Genomic DNA, 15,896 nt, shown 5'->3' on the forward strand with positions numbered 1-15,896 from the left:
ACCTGTTCCCTGCCGCTAGATCGCGAGATAGCCGCCATCCATCGGCACGGCGCCGCCGTTGAAGTAGGCGGCCTCGTCGCTCGCGAGAAACTTCACCGCCGCGACCACGTCGGCGATGCTGCCGATCGCACGCTGCGGGATGCGGGCCAGAACCTCCTCGCGCAAGGCCGGATCGCTGAGGCGCCAATGGGTCAGCGGCGTATCGATCATGCCGGGACAGAGCGAGACGGCGCGGATGCCATGGCGCCCGTAATCGACGGTGATCGAGCGGGTGAGCTGGATGATGGCGCCCTTGGTGACCGAATAGGCGGCGCGGCCCGGAAAGGCGACCAGGCCCGCGACCGAGGCGATGTTGACGATGATGCCGCGCCCGCGCGCCGCCATCGACGGCAGCACGCGCCGGCACATGAGGAAGGGCCCGCGGATATTCACCGAAAGGACGAGATCGAGATCGGCGACCGAGGTCTCGTGGACGGTCGTCGCCTTCGGCCCGCCGGTGGTGCCGGCATTGTTGATCAGCAGATCGACGGGGCCCAACCGGCGCTCGGCTTCGGCGACGCAAGCCTCGACGTCGGCGGCCGCACCGACATCGCCGATGACGGTGACGAGGGTCCCGTCCCTTCCCTTGCGCGCCAGCTTGCCGAGCCCTTCGGCATCGCGGTCGAAGGCGACGACCCGGTCGCCCGCCCCGAGGAAATGCTCGGCCAGGCCGAGACCGATTCCCGAGGCGGCGCCGGTGACGAGCACCACGCGGCTCATAGGTCGCGCAGCTCCTTCTGGCCCGCGCGCAGGCGCGAGAGCTGGATGAAGTGGGTCGGGTTGAGGAACAGCTCGTCCATGTCGCCGAGCTGGTCGATGGTCAGGCCCTGCTTCACCAGCACATAGAGATACTGGAAGGCATCCCTTGCGCCGTAGCCCACGTGATGGGCGCCCACGATGCGCCGGCTGTCGCCGTCGATCACCAGCTTCTGGAAGCCCGACATGCGGGGCTTGGCCATCGCATAGAGCATGACGCGGTCGGAAGCCGGGAGCCCGATATCGAGACCGTTGGGATTGTGCGGTGGCATGCGGATCACGACGACGTTGCGGTAGCGCTTGCGCGCCTCGTCCTCGCCGAGGCCGAGCCAGGTCACCTCGTAATGCGTATGGAGGAAATCCGGCCAGTCGGTGGGCCGGTAGGAGATCGCCTGGCCCATGATGGCGCGCGCCGCGTAGGTGCCGCTCTTGCGCGCCTTGAACATCTCCATGGGCGCACCGATCAGGTCGCCCACGGCATAGACGTTCGGCACCGAGGTCCGGAGGCTGTCATCGACCAGGACGGCGCCGGTCTTGGGATCGGTCTTGACGCCGAGCGCCTCGACCGCGGCCTCGGAATTCGGCGTCTCGCCCAGCCCGAGGAAGACGAAATCCGTCTTGATCTCGAGCGGGCCGTTCGGCGTCTTGGCCACCAGCTTGGCGACACGGCCGCGGGAATCGCCCTCGATCCTGACGACCTCGGCGCCCTCGATGATCTCGATGCCCTGGTCGCGCATCCGGTCGATGACATAGGTGCGCGTGTCGGCGTCCGGGATCAGCTTCAGGAGCTGGCTGCGCACCAGCATCACGGTGCGCCGGCCGGTGGCGTTGAAGAAGCAGCCATATTCGACCGCCGTCTTGCTGCCGCCCACCACCACGGCCGTGTTGCCCGGCTCATAGTCGAGCGTCTCGACGAAGCTGGTGTAGTCATAGACGCCCTTGAGATCGACGCCGGGCACCGCCAGGCGCTGGGGCCGGGCGCCGAGGCCGAGCACCAGCGTGCGCGCCTTGAAGCGCCGCCCCGCCACCTCGACCGTGTGCGCATCGATGATGCGCGCCGGCGCGTTCAGGACGAACTCGATGTCGAGCTGCTCCTTGCTCTGATAGTTCATGACGGCGTGGGGGCCCGTCCGCCCGCGCCGGAACAGGTCGACGATCTCCTTCATGTTGACCGTGACGCCGTCCATCTTCGGGAACCAGAACCGGCCGCTGAAGGTGCGCGCGAGCATCAGCTCGGCCGCGCATTCGGAGAACACGTGATGCGGCACGCAGGCGTTGTGGGGGCAGGAACCGCCGAGGAAGGGCCAGCGGTCGATCACGAGCTGACGGCCGCCCATCGCGCGCAGATAGGCCGAGCCGAAACGCCCGGCGGCGCCGCCGCCGATGAAGATCGTGTCGAACTCCCGGTTGTCGTTCGGATCGACGTTGAAGATCGCTTCCGAGCGACCGGCCTGCTCCAGCGCCTCCTCGATCTTCACCGCCCATTGGTCGATGGTCAGGGAGGTGTTGCGGGCATCCCAGATCGTTCCGCCGTCCATCATTGACTATTCTCCTTGCGGCCCGATCGGGCGGGCCTTTCGTGATGATTCGAAATCAGGGGGATCATGGGAGGCTCCGCCTCAGCCGCTGCAGCAGGGGCAGCCCTTGACGGTTCCCTGCTCCCAGGGGTGAGGCTCGGGCTTCGTTCCCGACGCGGGTTGGGCGCGCCGGCTGCCGCAATTCGAGCAGGCCCATTCGCGCGGCGGCTCGGTATGAGCCATCACCATTCCCTTGAAGCGATGGCCGCAATCCGGGCATTGCAGGGTGTAGACGGGCATGACCTCTCCTTCGCCGCCCCGGGGCGCTGGCCCCGGAGCGGCGCGGTATGCCAATCGGCCTGACGATCAGGCGGCTTTGCGGTTGCGGATCTCGTCGCGGACGAGCTTCGCGCCTTCGACCATGGCGTGGAGCTTGTCCTTGGCGATGTAGCGCTGCAGCAGGATCAGCCCGCAATCCGTCGTGACGCCGAGCCGTTCGGCCGGGATGACGCGCAGGAGCTTGCGGATCCGGTCGGCGACCTGCTCGGCCGTCTCCGTGATGGTGCTCTTGACGTCGATCACGCCGGCCCAGAAGTCGACGCCATCGGGCAGCGGGAATTCCTTGAAGGTGTCGAGGCCGGAAAGATCGTCCGACCGACGCCCGCAGGTCTCGAGATTCAGCACGTTGATATGGGCGCCATAGGCCTTCGGCACGATCGAGCGGGTCGCCGAGGGCGCGGCCGCGTCGAGCTTGCGCTTGGTGAGATCGAACACCTCGCCGGCCTTGGCCGTCTCGTCCGGGTAATAGGCCGGCGTGCCGCCCCAATTGCCCCAGCAGACATGGACGATGACCTTGGCGTTCTTCACGCCCTCGACCATCGTGTTGAAGGCCTCGATCGCCCAGTCCTCGTAGAAGTAGGGCCAGGTGAACTCGTCGAACTGGATGAAGTCGATGCCGAGCGCATCGACCTCGAGCACGTCCTGGTTGATCGCCTTGGCGATGGCGAGCGCGCGGTCGCGGCTGTTGCTGTAATGCAGGTCGTTGGTGCATTGCGCCAGCACCTGCACGCCCGTGTACTGGATCTTGGTGGGCTTCTTCGTGGCACGGCGGAGCGCCTTGGCCTGCTCGACCATGATCGCGCCGTGGCGACGGACCGCCTGCTCGAGGGTGCCGGCATGGAGGCGGCTATAGATCGGGAAGCCGAGATGGCCGCCCTTCAGGTCGTAGCCGAGGCGGCGCAGGTAGTAGTAGACGGCCGCATCGGCGTAGTTGTCGCCGTGGACGCGACCGTCGGCGATGATGTCGAGCCCCGCGATCTCCTGGTCGAGCGCGACAGCCCCGATGGCGTCCTCGAGAGCCTCGCGGTTCATCGAGTCCGGCGGCTCCTGATTGCCGGTGAAATGGCGTCCCCAGGACGCATCCCACCAACGCGGATTCGGATAATTCCCGACCATGGAAGTCGGGATAAGAATCTCTTGACCCCTGATTTTCATGTCATCCTCCCGAGTTATTAATGGCTTATGCCCTTTTATTGGTCAGACTGTATCTTAATTGATCATAGTTGGTCAAACATATTCTTTCTTGCCTCCGACTTGCCTAGAATGGCAATTGCCTCGGGCAGCGAATTTGCGTAGGGAGTGGCCGGCGTTGCGTGCAGCCAAGCGGGACTAATGATCGATAAAAACAGAGGAATGCTGACTCTGGAGGAGGCGGCGGAGTATCTCGGCGTGAGCAAGACCTCCTTGCGCCGCTGGACCCGGGACGGGCTGCTCTCCTGCCATCGCATCGGCGTCCGCGCCGAACGGCGCTTCGACCAGAAGATGCTCGACGAGTTCTTGCTGCGTCGCAGCACGGGCCTGCCGATCACGATGCCGGGGCGGCCCCCTTCCTTCGCCGATGCGCTGCATCAGGCGGCCCAGGACGGGCGGCACAAGCATGTCTGCCTTTATTTCCGCAACCCGATCGAGCAGTGGGAGGCGTTCCGCCACTATTTCCTCGATCATTACCGAGCGGGCCTGCCGACCACCTATCTCCATCAGGCCTCGAGCCGCGACCAGCTTCTCGAGCGGGTCAGCGCCGAAGGCATCGACGCGCAGGACGCCATCAATCGCGGCCTGCTGCGCATCTTCCCCGCGCAGGATTCCTATCTGCGGCAGGGCGCCTTCTCGGCCGACTTCATGATCTCCTTCATGCGGCTGATCATGGTGCGCATGCGCGACGACGGCTTTCGCAAGCATCTCGTGACGGGCGAGATGGACTGGTTCTTCTCCAACACGCCCGGCGTCGACGAGATCCACGCCTATGAGCGCCGGCTGAACAAGCTGCTCGACGAGTATCCCGACGTGACCATCGTCTGCCAGTACGACATCACGCGCTTCGACGGCGAGAACGTGCTGGAAGCCTGCTGCACGCATCCGATCGTCCATCTCGACGAGCAGCTGCGGCAGGGCTTCTTCCTTCCCCCGCAGGGCTAGAACCGCCGCGAAGGCCGGCGGCGCGCGGCCTCGCCGCGGAAAATGCGGCCGGACCGGGACTCCCGGGCGCTTCCCGATTCAATTTCAGGAAGCGGCGCTTTAGACTCCGGGCCATCGTCAACCGCGGCCCCCGGGCATGAAGCGCTGGCTCGACCTTCTCATCCCCTTCGCGCTTCTGCTGGCAACCCTGGTGGTGCGGGCCGAGGAAGGCCCGGGCATCGCGCGGCTGCGCAATCTGGTCTTCGACAGCTATCAGCGCTTCCACCCGCGGCCCTATGCCGATGCCGGGGTCACCGTCGTCGATATCGACGAGGAGAGCCTGGCCCGGATCGGCCAATGGCCCTGGCCGCGCTCGAAGCTGGCGGAGCTGGTGACGAAGCTGGGCCAAGAGGGCGCCGCGGCCGTGGCGCTCGACATCATCCTGGCCGAGCCCGACCGCATGGGACCGCAGAACCTGCTGCGGCTTTGGCCGGACAATGCAGACCAGGCAAGCCTGAAGGCGGTGCTGCAGAACCTGCCCGACCCCGACCTGGCGCTGGCCCAGGCGCTCGCCAGCGGACCGACGGTTGTGGCCGTCGCGCTGGTGAACGAGCCCGTGCCCTCCGGCAGCCTGTTGCCGATGCCACGGAAGGCCGGCATCAGCAATGCCGGTGACAATGCCATTCCTTTCCTGCCGGCCTTCTCGGAGGCGGTCCGCGCGCTCCCGATCTTCGAGGAAGCCGCCAGCGGCTACGGAGCGGTCAATGCGGTCCCCGATTCCGACGGCGTCATCCGGCGCCTGCCGTTGCTCTCGGCCTATGGCGAGATCATCGTGCCGGGCTTCGCCTCGGAGGCTCTGCGTGTCGCGCTGAACAGCTCGACCTATCAAATCAAGGCCTCAGGCGCCAACAACGTCCTCGAATTCGTCGATCGCGGCGTCTCGCTCGTCCGGATCGCCGGCCATCGCGGCACCGCCGTGATTCCCACGGCGGGAGACAGCTCGGTTCTCCTCTATGACACCGGCACGCAGCCCAGCCGCTTCGTCCCGGCCTGGCAGATTCTGGATCAATCGGCCGACCCGAGCCGCATCGCCGGCCATATCATCCTGGTCGGTTCCACCAGCGAGGGACTGAAGGATCTCAAGCCATCGCCCTTGAGCCCGACCATGTCGGGGGTCGAGGTCAATGCCCAGATCCTCGAGCAGATCGTCACCGGCACCTATCTCAAGCGGCCCTTCTGGGCATCCGATCTCGAGATCGCGTTCCTGCTCCTCTTCGGCAGCGCGCTGATCCTGATCGCGCGGCGATTCTCGGCGATCGGCGGCGCCACCGTCGGCGTCATCGGCAGCGTCGCCGCCATCGCCGCCTCCTGGTTCGCCTTCACGCGCCAGGGCTGGCTGGTCGATCCGATCTTCCCGGTCGCGGTGGCGCTGCTGCTCTACATGGTCACGGCCTTCCTGGGATATCTGCGCACCGAAGGCGAGAAGCGCTTCATCCGCGATGTCTTCAGCCAGATGCTGTCGCCGGTCCTGGTCGAGAAGCTGGCGAGCCAGCCCGAGCCGCCCAAGCTCGGCGGCGAGCTGCGCGAGCTCACGGTGATGTTCACCGACCTGCAGGGCTTCACCAGCATCGCCGAGGGGCTCGAGCCGCAGGATCTCACCCGGCTCATCAACCGCTTCATGACACCGATGGCGCGCGTGATCCAGGACGACCATGCCGGCACGATCGACAAGTACATGGGCGACGCCATCATGGCCTTCTGGAACGCGCCGCTCGACCTGCCCGATCACGCGCGCCAGGCGGTCGAGGCGGCGCTGGCGATGCGCGCCGCGCTGGCCGCGCTCAATGCCGAGCTCGCGAAGGAGGCCGCCGAGAAGGGCGAGGGCCCGATGGGCCTCGCCTTCGGCATCGGCGTCAATACCGGTCCCTGCAGCGTCGGCTATATGGGCTCGGAGCAGCGCAAGGCCTATACCGCCATCGGCGACGCGGTGAACCTCGCCTCGCGGCTCGAAGGCCTGACCCGGATGTACGGGGTCGATTGCGTGATCGGCGACGGCACCGCCCGCGCGGTGGCACCCGCCGCCGGGAACGGCCCGAGCTTCGCCCTGATCGAGATCGACCTGGTCCGGGTCAAGGGCAAGCAGCGCCCGGAGCCGGTCCATGCCTTGATCGGCGACGCGGCCCTGGCCGCCGGCGCCCCCTTCCAGGAATTGCTGGATTCTCACAAATCCCTGATCGGCGCCTACCGGGCCCAGGATTGGGCGGGTGCCACCGAAGCCCTTGCCCGGCTGCATGACCAGACCGAGCGTCATTTCCCGGGCCTGATGCCGCTTTACACGCTCTATCGGCGCCGGATCGAGGGCTATCGCGGCGCCCCGCCCCCGCCGGCCTGGGACGGGGTCTTCGAGGCCTTGGGCAAGACCGGCTGAATCTCGGCGGCGGCCCCTCTCGCCGCGTGACCTTGCCGAGTTTTCCGGGCTAGGCTGGCCGTCCGGGCAGGTCCGGGGCCACCCGTTCCCGAGCCGAATCCGAGATTCATTTCCCGAAACGGGCCAGAGCGCCGGCAAGACAGACATCATGCAGGGGGTCGTCTCCACCGTCTTCGGACTGGCCGGGCTGTTCGTGTTGGTCAGCCTCCTGCCCTCTCTCGCCCGACGCCTGATGCTGCCGGAGACCGTGCTGCTCGCCATGCTGGGCGTCGGGCTCGGCGTGGTGATCGAGATCGGCCAGCCGCCGAAAGGCGACGTCGCCAACGATTTCCTGACCGCGCTGGGCCATCTCGAGATCCCGGGCGATGCGTTCCTTTACATCTTCCTGCCTCCGCTCCTGTTCGAGATGGCATTGAAGCTCGATGTGCGCCGTCTCATGGACGAGATCGTGCCGATCCTGCTGATGGCGGTGGTCGCCGTGATCGTCACGGCGCTCGTGGTGGGGGCGGCGCTCTGGCAGATCACCGGGGCGGGCCTGCTGGCGGCGCTGCTGCTGGGGGCCGTCATCGCCACCACCGATCCGGCGGCCGTGGTCGGCATCTTCCGCGATATCGGCGCGCCGCGGCGTCTCACCCTGCTGGTGCAGGGAGAAAGCCTCTTCAACGACGCGGCCGCGATCGCGCTGGCGAGCCTCATCGCCGGCCTCATCACCGGCAATGGCGAAGGCAGCCTTCTCCATACCGTGACCGACTTCCTGCTGGAGTTCCTGGGCGGCGCCGTCTTCGGCTATCTCCTGGCCCGGGTCGCGGCCCTGCTGTTGCCGGCCCTGCGCGGCTTCAAATATGCCGAGATGACCTTCACCGTGGCGCTCGCCTATCTGAGCTTCATCATCGGCAGCCAGTATCTCCATGTCTCGGGCGTGGTGGCCTGCGTCGTCGCCGGCCTGACGCTCGGAACCAACGGCCGCACGCGCGTCACGCCCACCTCCTGGGAGAGCCTGGTCGAGACCTGGGAGCAGCTGGGCTTCTGGTCGAACTCGCTCATTTTCGTGCTGGCGGCCATGCTGGTCCCCCAGCTCCTGGCCGGCCTGGCGGCGGTGGATCTCCTGCGCCTGGCCGTGCTGGTGGCAGCCGCCCTGGTGGCGCGCGGCATCGTCGTCTATGGGCTGCTGCCGCCGCTGGCGGCGATGGGGCTCACGGGCCGCGTCAACGGCGCCTACAGCGCCGTCATCGTCTGGGGCGGCTTGCGCGGCGCCGTGTCGCTGGCGTTGGCGCTCGGCGTCGCGGCGGCGCCCGAGCTGCCCGCGGAGACCCGCCATCTGGTGGGGGCGCTGACCACGGGCTTCGTGCTCTTCACCCTGTTCATCAACGCGCCCACCCTGCGGCCGCTGTTGCGCCTGCTGGGGCTCGACAAGCTGGGGGCCACCGAGCGCGCGCTGCGCGCCGGCGCGCTCGACCTCGCCCATGCCGAGGCCAAGGGAAAGGTCGAGGCCACGGTCACGGCCGAAGGGCTCGATCCCGCGCTCACGAAGCGCGTCTTCGACCAGATCGAGGCGCCGACCGCCAAGACACCGGCACCGGTCGCGTCGCCGGCACCGCCGGCCGAAGGCGGCGGGGCCGGCCCCGCCCCGGACGGGCAGGAGCTCGACATGGCGGCGGTGGCCCTGTCGATCCTCACCCAGTACGAGGTCGAGCTGGTGCATCAGCGCCTGCGCGAGGGCACCCTCAGCCGGCGGACGGCCGAGATCAAGCTGGCCGATGCCAGCCGCCTGATGGACGGGCTCAAGCAGGGCGGCGTCACGGGCTATGTCGAGGCTGTCGACGACATCATCAAGTTTCCGCGCACGATGCGCTGGGTCATGCTGCTGCAGCAATCGTTCGCGATCGACCGGCCGCTCGAGGAGATGCTGAGCGATCGCTTCAACAAGCTGTTCGTGAGCTCGCTGCTGCTGGTGGATCTGGGCGAGTTCCTGCGCCGGCGCGTGCGGCCGGTGGTGGGCGAAGGGGCGGCGGCGGCGGCCGGCGCCGTGCTGCAGCGCCGCCGCGACGGCGTGGCGAAGGGCCTGGGCGCCCTGCGGCTGCAATATCCCGACTATGCCCACCAGCTCGAGGAGCTCTATGTCAGCCGCCTCGCCTTCCGTTCGATCGAGGACGGCTACCGCTCGATGCACAAGGAGGCCGTTCTCAGCGAAGAGGTGTTCGACAGCCTGCTGCGCGGCCTCGAGCAGCGCCGCAAGCACGCGATGCGGCAGCTGCGGCTCGATATCGCGATGGCGCCCGAGACCTTGCTGCAGCGCGTGCGGCTGTTCCAGGGGCTTTCCAACGATGCCCGCCGGCGCGTCTCCAAGCTGATGCGCCCGCGCCTGGCGCTGCCGGACGAGCGGATCGTCACGGCCGGCGAGCATGGCGACACCATGTTCTTCATCACCTCCGGCGCCGTCGAGGTGATCCTGCCCCACACCCCCGTTCGCCTGGGCACCGGCGAGTTCTTCGGCGAGGTGGCGCTGGTGACCAACCGCCCGCGCACGGCCAGCGTGATGGCGCTCTCCTATACCAACCTCCTGGTGCTGAGCGCCCGCGACCTCGCGCGCCTCAGCGAGGCCGATCCCGAGCTCGCCGGCGAGATCGCGGCGGTCGCCAAGGCCCGCGTCGCGGCGCTCGATTCCGCCGTCGGCTGAAAAGCCCTTCCCCCATCCTCCTCTCATGAGCCAGACCAGTCCCGCCCTGTCCCCGCTGCGCTCGGTCATGGCGGGCATTCCCTGGCAGCTGGCCGCGGGCCTGGGCTTCGTGATGATGGATTCGACCGCGAAATATCTGAGCGCCGATTACCCGACGGTGCAGATCACCTGGTCGCGCTATCTGTTCCATATGCTGACGGCGCTGCCGATCCTGCTGGCCTGGCGCGGCGGGGCGGTGTTCCGCACGCGCCGGCTCGACCTGCAGCTGATCCGCTCGGTGCTGCTGCTGGGCTCGACCGTCTTCTACTTCATCGCGCTGCGCTACATCCCGCTCGCCACCGCCGCCTCGATCGGCTTCGTGGCGCCGATGTTCCTCACGGCGCTGTCCGTGCCGCTGCTCAAGGAGCGCGTGGGGCCGCGACGCTGGATCGCCGTGGCGGTGGGATTCTTCGCCGTCCTCCTGATCATCCGGCCCGGATTCGGCGTGATGCACTGGGCGATGACCATGCCGGTCCTGGTGGCCGCCTGCTTCGCCCTCTATCAGATCGTCACGCGGCTCCTGGGGCCGATCGACCACTGGTCGGTGACGCTGTTCTATTCCGGCGTGGTCGGGCTTCTGGTCATGACCGCGATGCTGCCCGGCGCCTGGCGCTGGCCCGATCTCGAGGGCTGGGCGCTGATGGTGTTCCTGGGGTTCGCCGGCGCCCTCTCGCATCTCTGCATGATCCGCGCCTTCACGCTGGCGCCCGCCTCCCTGCTGGCGCCCTTCAGCTATCTGCAGCTCGCCTGGGCCGTGACCATCGGCTATCTGGTGTTCGGCAACCTGCCCGACGGCTGGACCGCGATCGGCGCCGCCCTCATCGTCTCTTCCGGTCTCTACATCTGGTATCGCGAACGCCTGCAGCCCACAGCGCGCTGAGGGGATCGGGGAATAATTCCCGATATGGGAATACGGCTATAGCGCACTATCCCTTGAGCGGTAGTGGCCGGCCCCGGGCGCCGATGGTATAAGCTCCTGCCAACAGGATCCGGCGCCAAGAGGCAAAGCCCCGACGAGCGGCATCGCGGCCGTTCACGCCCGGAATCCGGCTCAGACAGCGGCAGTTCCCGCGCTGCGAGGAGGCGTTCATCGGGCCCCGATTCCCGAGGGCCCCGCCTGTTCCCGGCGCCGGCAAAGGAGGACGCATGGATCTCGAACAGGCCAAGAAGCTCGGCAAGAAGGACTGGCACAAGCTCGCGGGCAAGATCAAGCCCGAGACCCGCAATTTCATCGACGGCAAGTTCGTGCCCGCCAGGAAGGGCAAGACCTTCGAATCGATCAACCCGACCAACGGCGATGTGATCGCCGAGGTCGCCCGCTCCGACGCGTCGGACGTGGATGCGGCGGTGAAATCCGGCCGCAAGGCCTTCAAGAGCGGCGTGTGGAGCCGCATGGCGCCGCGCGACCGCATGGACGTGCTCTATCGCTACGCCAACCTGATCCGCGAGCATGCGGTCGATTTCGCGCTGCTGGACGTGCTCAACATGGGCAAGCCGGTCAGCGACATGCTCAACAGCGACGTGCCGGGCTCGGCCCTCACCTTCCAGTTCATGGCCGAATGCATCGACAAGATCTTCGGCCAGGTGACCGCGACCGCGGCCTCGGAGTTCCATTTCATCGTGCGCGAGCCCCTGGGCGTCGTGGGCTGCATCGTGCCCTGGAACTATCCGCTGATGATGGCGGCCTGGAAGATCGCGCCGGCGCTCGCCACCGGCAACTCGGTCATCCTCAAGCCGGCCGAGCAATCGCCGCTCTCCGCCAACCTGATGGCGAAGCTGTTCATGGAGGCGGGCGGCCCCGCCGGCGTGCTCAACGTCGTCCAGGGTTATGGCGAGGAGGTCGGCAAGCCGCTGGCGCTCCATCTCGACGTCGACAAGATCGCCTTCACCGGCTCGACCGAGATCGGCAAGCAGCTCATGATCTATGCCGGTCAGTCGAACATGAAGCGCGTCACCACGGAATGCGGCGGCAAGACCCCGCAGATCATCATGGGCGACGCCAACCTGGACACCGCGGTCAACTACGCGATCGCCGGCATCTATGGCAACCAGGGCGAGGTCTGCAATGCGGGCTCGCGGCTCCTGGTCGAGAAGAAGGTCCATGACGAGTTCCTCGACCTCTTCACCAAGCGCGCCAAGAACGTGTTCCAGCCGGGCGATCCGTTCGATCCGGCGACCCAGATGGGGCCGCTGGTGACGAAGGACCAGCAGAAGCGCGTGCTGGGCTATATCGACATCGGCAAGAAGGAAGGCGCCAAGCTCTGCTTCGGCGGCGGCGTGCCCAAGGGGCTCGAGAAGGGCGCCTATGTGCAGCCGACCCTGTTCGCGGGCGTGAAGAACGACATGCGCATCGCCCAGGAGGAGATCTTCGGGCCGGTCGCCTCGGTCCTCACCTTCAAGAACATCGACGAGGCCATCGAGATCGCCAACGATTCGCTCTACGGCCTGGCGGCCTCGGTCTGGACCAAGAATGTCGATGCCGCCCACAAGGCCGCGCGCGACCTGCAGGCGGGCGTGGTGTGGGTGAACTGCTTCGACCACGGCGACATGACGATGCAGTGGGGCGGCTACAAGCAGTCCGGCCAGGGCCGCGACAAATGCTTCGAATCGATGCTGCTCCATACCCAGACCAAGTCGGTCTGGATGCATCTCGAATAGGAAGGAACCCGAGGACCGGCGGCGTAGCCGCCGGCTTCATGGACTTGAAGCGAAACCGGCGGGATCCACGGGATCCCGCCGGTTTTTTTTACGCCGATCCGGCGCGGGCGGGAGCCCGCGTCACCAGAAGATGAAGTAGCCGAGCGCGCAGCTGACCACGCCGCCGAGCAGGGCCAGATAAGGCAGCATGCCCGCCCGTTTGGGCCCGAGCTCCTTCTGCCCGTCCAGCAGCAGGTCCGAATACATGTGCTCGGGGAACTTGCCCTGGTCGGTAACGTAGTGCCGGTAGAGGAAGAAAGGCACCACCAGCGCCGCCGAGATGAAGCCCGCCCACAGGGTCCCCGCGCCCCAGACATTGGCGCCCGCCCCCAGGAAGAAGGCGTTCACATAGCCGAAGACGGCGCCGATCGCGAGCAGCCAGTTCGGGCAGCGCCAGGGCCGCTTGACGCCGGGATTGTCGAGGCGATGGATCCAGCCGGCATTGAGGTTGAGGAAATTGAAGATCAGGTAGTTGCAGTTGGAGACCGCCAGCACGAACAGGTAGTCCGACATCATGAGCAGGATCAGGTTGAAGCAGAGGTCGGTCCACATGGCGCGGGTCGGCGCGCCGTGGCTGTTCACATAGCTCAGATATTTCGGGAACCAGCCGTCCTGTCCGCCCTGGTTGAGCGTGCGCGACGAGCCGGCCATCGCCGTCATGATGGCGAGCATCAGGGTGAAGAACAGCAGGATCACCAGCACCGTGGTGATGAAGGGCCCGCCCTGCACCATCTCCGCCAGGGCGAGACCCATGCCGGCGCCCGAATAGATGCCGGGATCGAGCATCTTCTGGGTGCCGAAGAAGCCCTGGAACACCACCGGCACCAGCACATAGGCCGCGATGCAGATGAGGCCCGAGACGATGATGGCCCGCGGCATGTCGCGGCCCGGATTCTTGAACTCGCTCATGTAGCAGACCGAGGTCTCGAAGGCGTAGGCCGACCAGGCGGCGATGAAGAGACCGCCGAGGAAGAACTTGATGCCTTCACGGTCCCAGACGCCGGGGATGACCTGGCCGTTGGCGTCGGTCGCCAGCGGCGTGAAGGGCGAGAAGTTGGCGCTGTGCACGTTGCCCGACAGCAGCGGGATGATGCAGACCACGAAGAGCGGCAGGAGCGAGGCGATCGTCAGCAAGGTCTGGATCTGGGCGGTGCGCAGGATGCCGCGATGCTGGATCGCGAAGACGACCAGCATGATCGCCGCGCCGATGAGGAAGGTCGAATCGATGCGCAGCCGCAAGCCGTCGGAGACAAAGCCCAGATCGACCAGGTTGATGTTGAAGCTCATCACCGAGGAATCGGCGGCGAAGAAGATCGAGAGCAGATAGCCCGCGCCCAGCCCCGAGCCGATCGCCAGCACCGGTGTCCAGGCCAGCCAGTTCGACCAGAGCGAGAGCGGCGCCAGGATCTGGCTGTAGCGGATCCAGGCGGTGGCGCCATGGACGGCTGTGCCGCCGGTCTTGGAAGGATGGAGGCCGGCGATCTCGGCATAGGTGAAGGCCTGGGCGAAGCCCATCAGCACCGAGATGGTCCAGACCAGCCAGGCCGGCGCGCCGATGGTGGCGGAGATGCCGCCCATCGAGAACAGGACCAGGGCCGGCACGCCGGCGGCGACGAAGACGACCTGTTTCCAATCGACGTCGCGCACCATCGTCGATCGGGCATGCGTGGTAGCGGTTGCCATTGAGGTTCCCCCTTAAAGTGGCCGTCGGGCCCGCAGGCCCGGTTTCGCGTGGAGCGGCGATGCCGGTTTCCGGTCTTGCGCCGCGGATCGATGAAGGATGGGCCGGCGGTGCGACGCCGCCGTCACTTCGGGGACGGACGCGAAGGCCATGGCGTCGCCAGACCCGCCGGCAACCGGCAGGCTCCCACCCGCGACGCTGTTCACGCTCCCCCTCGACATGGATTCCTGCTCCGAAACCCAATGCCCAAAACAAAACCGCCACGTCCGTTTCCACGGAACGCGGCGGGCAAGAGGGTCATCCCGGTGCGGTCGGCACCGTTCCGTCCCTCGACTCCCAGGGCGTCAGGATCTTGATGTCCACATTCGCCATGGAATCTGGATAACAGAGTGGCCTCGCGGACGCAATGAAAGGGACCGGAATTTTCCCTTATGAACCAATTCGATACCGCTTATCCTCCCCCGTTCGGGGGAGACCGGTATAAAACGGCCCCATCAGTCAGGTTTCAGCTCTTGTCGGCCCCCTCCTCCCGGCGGCGGCGGTGATGCCAAAGCGCCCAGCGCAGGCGGGCCTGCTTGTAGGCGTCCAGGATCGACATCGCATAGACGAAGACCCCGCCGGCATAGCGCCCGAGAAAGGAATGGTCGGGCGTTGTCAGGTGATAGCTGATCCAGCCCAGGCTCAGCATCGAGAAGGCGAACATGAAGGCCCGCTTGGAATCGCCGTTGAAGATCTGGCCGATGCCGGGGAAGACCGACATCGCCAGCACCAGATAGGGATGGAAGGGCGGCTTGGCCTCGGCAGTCGGCGCGCCGGATGCCGGCTTTGCCATCGTGCCTTGCGGTTTCGCCATGAACGGCTTCCTCAGGATGGACGGGCTTCGCCGGCCGGCAGCAGATCGCGGCGCAGATCGGCGATGATGGCGATGGCACGATCAAGCAACCGGCGCAGCAAGGCGGGATCGAGGCGCGGAGGCTCGCCGAACTCGGCCTGGCGCAGCACGAGATAATGCGGGCGCTCGGCCTCGGCCAACTGATAGACCAGCCGCACGCCCCGGGGCGACATCACGAGCTCCTTCATCTTGCTGTCCTGGAAGAGCGGGACTTGGCGGGACACGACCCCATCGCTGGGGAGACCCTCCAGCCGATCGGCGCTGACGCGCAGATCGGTGGCGCAGTCCGGCGGCGCCTTGAGGCGGTGCTCCATGAGGCCGCTCGGCGAATAGAACTCGGTGTTGAGCGGCCGCGCCAGGAGGTCAAGCGTGGCCGTCTGCGGCAGTTCGGCCTTGACCGTCGCCAGGAGCCAGAGCGAGGGCAGCTTGCGCACCGCGACATGGTCGACCACGGGCTCGAGCCTGATCTCGAAGCCGCGATAGCGGCCGCGCAAGACCGGGAAATCCACGTCGTCCTGCTCGATGCGGTAGCTGTCGAGAACCTGCAAAGCCTCCGCGAAGAGAGCGCCGCGCTCGGCCTTCACCCGCGCGCGATGACGGCGATGCATGGCGATCAGGATCGCCAGGAACAGGGCCGCAAGAAGCGCGGCAAACCATGACATCGTCGCGGCAACCTCTCCCGCAGGAGGAAAGGCGGCGCGAGCGCCGGCCGGCGG

The 15,896-nt window shown here is 66.9% G+C and carries 12 protein-coding genes; 5 read left to right on the top strand and 7 right to left on the bottom strand.

What is annotated here, in order from left to right:
- Positions 1-15: 15 nt before the first annotated feature.
- The 4 genes from FRZ61_RS23910 to FRZ61_RS23925 all read right to left on the bottom strand — a co-directional run bounded on the left by FRZ61_RS23910 (position 16) and on the right by FRZ61_RS23925 (position 3,806).
- A complete protein-coding gene (locus FRZ61_RS23910) occupies positions 16-759 on the bottom strand; it encodes an SDR family NAD(P)-dependent oxidoreductase (RefSeq protein WP_151120122.1) in 744 nt (247 codons plus the stop codon).
- Positions 756-2,336, bottom strand: a complete 1,581-nt coding sequence (locus FRZ61_RS23915; protein ID WP_318526352.1) for an NAD(P)/FAD-dependent oxidoreductase — start codon at positions 2,334-2,336, stop codon at positions 756-758. Before FRZ61_RS23915 ends, FRZ61_RS23910 begins: the two co-directional genes overlap by 4 nt.
- A gap of 78 nt (positions 2,337-2,414) precedes the next feature.
- The gene (locus FRZ61_RS23920; protein WP_151120123.1) at positions 2,415-2,612 is read right to left on the bottom strand and encodes an FmdB family zinc ribbon protein; all 198 of its coding nucleotides are present in this window, start codon (positions 2,610-2,612) and stop codon (positions 2,415-2,417) included.
- A 66-nt stretch (positions 2,613-2,678) separates the two neighbouring features.
- The gene (locus FRZ61_RS23925) at positions 2,679-3,806 is read right to left on the bottom strand and encodes a cobalamin-independent methionine synthase II family protein (protein ID WP_151120124.1); all 1,128 of its coding nucleotides are present in this window, start codon (positions 3,804-3,806) and stop codon (positions 2,679-2,681) included.
- Between the two features lie 198 nt (positions 3,807-4,004).
- Here FRZ61_RS23925 and FRZ61_RS23930 point away from each other — a divergent pair, with 198 nt between their 5' ends.
- The 5 genes from FRZ61_RS23930 to FRZ61_RS23950 all read left to right on the top strand — a co-directional run bounded on the left by FRZ61_RS23930 (position 4,005) and on the right by FRZ61_RS23950 (position 12,568).
- Positions 4,005-4,787, top strand: a complete 783-nt coding sequence (locus FRZ61_RS23930; protein WP_151120125.1) for an MEDS domain-containing protein — start codon at positions 4,005-4,007, stop codon at positions 4,785-4,787.
- A gap of 136 nt (positions 4,788-4,923) precedes the next feature.
- Positions 4,924-7,194 carry a CHASE2 domain-containing protein gene (locus FRZ61_RS23935; protein ID WP_151120126.1) on the top strand — a complete coding sequence of 757 codons (2,271 nt, stop codon included), beginning with the start codon at positions 4,924-4,926 and terminating at the stop codon, positions 7,192-7,194.
- 148 nt (positions 7,195-7,342) lie between these two features.
- Entirely contained in the window at positions 7,343-9,871 is a 2,529-nt protein-coding gene (locus FRZ61_RS23940; RefSeq protein ID WP_151120127.1) for a cation:proton antiporter, read from the top strand.
- 25 nt (positions 9,872-9,896) lie between these two features.
- Positions 9,897-10,790: a DMT family transporter gene (locus FRZ61_RS23945; RefSeq protein WP_151120128.1), complete on the top strand. Its 894-nt coding sequence runs from the start codon at positions 9,897-9,899 to the stop codon at positions 10,788-10,790.
- A 266-nt stretch (positions 10,791-11,056) separates the two neighbouring features.
- Positions 11,057-12,568, top strand: coding sequence for an aldehyde dehydrogenase (locus FRZ61_RS23950; protein ID WP_151120129.1), 1,512 nt, complete (start codon positions 11,057-11,059; stop codon positions 12,566-12,568).
- 120 nt (positions 12,569-12,688) lie between these two features.
- On the opposite strand, the gene FRZ61_RS23955 is transcribed toward FRZ61_RS23950, so the two are convergent.
- The 3 genes from FRZ61_RS23955 to FRZ61_RS23965 all read right to left on the bottom strand — a co-directional run bounded on the left by FRZ61_RS23955 (position 12,689) and on the right by FRZ61_RS23965 (position 15,842).
- Positions 12,689-14,290: an APC family permease gene (locus tag FRZ61_RS23955; RefSeq protein ID WP_225308979.1), complete on the bottom strand. Its 1,602-nt coding sequence runs from the start codon at positions 14,288-14,290 to the stop codon at positions 12,689-12,691.
- Positions 14,291-14,793: 503 nt separating this feature from the next.
- Positions 14,794-15,141, bottom strand: coding sequence for a hypothetical protein (locus tag FRZ61_RS23960; protein WP_225308980.1), 348 nt, complete (start codon positions 15,139-15,141; stop codon positions 14,794-14,796).
- A gap of 11 nt (positions 15,142-15,152) precedes the next feature.
- Positions 15,153-15,842 carry a hypothetical protein gene (locus FRZ61_RS23965; protein ID WP_151120130.1) on the bottom strand — a complete coding sequence of 230 codons (690 nt, stop codon included), beginning with the start codon at positions 15,840-15,842 and terminating at the stop codon, positions 15,153-15,155.
- Between the last annotated feature and the right edge of the window lie 54 nt (positions 15,843-15,896).

Origin of the sequence: Hypericibacter adhaerens (genome assembly GCF_008728835.1) — a bacterium.
GTDB lineage: Bacteria > Pseudomonadota > Alphaproteobacteria > Dongiales > Dongiaceae > Hypericibacter > Hypericibacter adhaerens.

Excerpts from the sequence above, each read along its gene's own strand:
- FRZ61_RS23910 (WP_151120122.1), bottom strand. The coding sequence starts at position 759 with ATGAGCCGCGTGGTGCTCGTCACCGGCGCCGCCTCGGGAATCGGTCTC.
- FRZ61_RS23915 (WP_318526352.1), bottom strand. The coding sequence starts at position 2,336 with ATGATGGACGGCGGAACGATCTGGGATGCCCGCAACACCTCCCTGACC.
- FRZ61_RS23920 (WP_151120123.1), bottom strand. The coding sequence starts at position 2,612 with ATGCCCGTCTACACCCTGCAATGCCCGGATTGCGGCCATCGCTTCAAG.
- FRZ61_RS23925 (WP_151120124.1), bottom strand. The coding sequence starts at position 3,806 with ATGAAAATCAGGGGTCAAGAGATTCTTATCCCGACTTCCATGGTCGGG.
- FRZ61_RS23930 (WP_151120125.1), top strand. The coding sequence starts at position 4,005 with ATGCTGACTCTGGAGGAGGCGGCGGAGTATCTCGGCGTGAGCAAGACC.
- FRZ61_RS23935 (WP_151120126.1), top strand. The coding sequence starts at position 4,924 with ATGAAGCGCTGGCTCGACCTTCTCATCCCCTTCGCGCTTCTGCTGGCA.
- FRZ61_RS23940 (WP_151120127.1), top strand. The coding sequence starts at position 7,343 with ATGCAGGGGGTCGTCTCCACCGTCTTCGGACTGGCCGGGCTGTTCGTG.
- FRZ61_RS23945 (WP_151120128.1), top strand. The coding sequence starts at position 9,897 with ATGAGCCAGACCAGTCCCGCCCTGTCCCCGCTGCGCTCGGTCATGGCG.
- FRZ61_RS23950 (WP_151120129.1), top strand. The coding sequence starts at position 11,057 with ATGGATCTCGAACAGGCCAAGAAGCTCGGCAAGAAGGACTGGCACAAG.
- FRZ61_RS23955 (WP_225308979.1), bottom strand. The coding sequence starts at position 14,290 with ATGGCAACCGCTACCACGCATGCCCGATCGACGATGGTGCGCGACGTC.
- FRZ61_RS23960 (WP_225308980.1), bottom strand. The coding sequence starts at position 15,141 with ATGGCGAAACCGCAAGGCACGATGGCAAAGCCGGCATCCGGCGCGCCG.
- FRZ61_RS23965 (WP_151120130.1), bottom strand. The coding sequence starts at position 15,842 with ATGTCATGGTTTGCCGCGCTTCTTGCGGCCCTGTTCCTGGCGATCCTG.